Here is a 255-nt window from a genome sequence, read left to right on the forward strand (position 1 = left end):
GTCCCTCTCGTGAAATTCCAACCACAAATCGCCTATATAAAAATAAGCAGGAAAATTATCGTCGTGAAAGTACCTACACGACTGGAGACGATGACGAACATGGACGTAGTTCACGTAAATTCATAAACAAAAACCGTAATGAGGACGAACGGTATAAGATGGAGCAAGAACAGAAAGAACGAGAGGACGATGCCCACCATTATAGAAAAAACGGCGGGCCACGCTGGAAGGTTGAAGCAGCAGATGATGATTTAG

1 protein-coding gene is annotated in these 255 nt (G+C 43.5%); it reads left to right on the plus strand.

Annotated features, from left to right (window positions below; all coding sequences use genetic code 11):
• Nucleotides 1–255 (plus strand): hypothetical protein (locus R0J87_RS22380; RefSeq protein ID WP_498889070.1); only part of this gene is annotated, 255 nt, incomplete at both ends.

The organism is Halomonas sp. SIMBA_159, assembly GCF_046536035.1.
GTDB lineage: Bacteria > Pseudomonadota > Gammaproteobacteria > Pseudomonadales > Halomonadaceae > Vreelandella > Vreelandella venusta_A.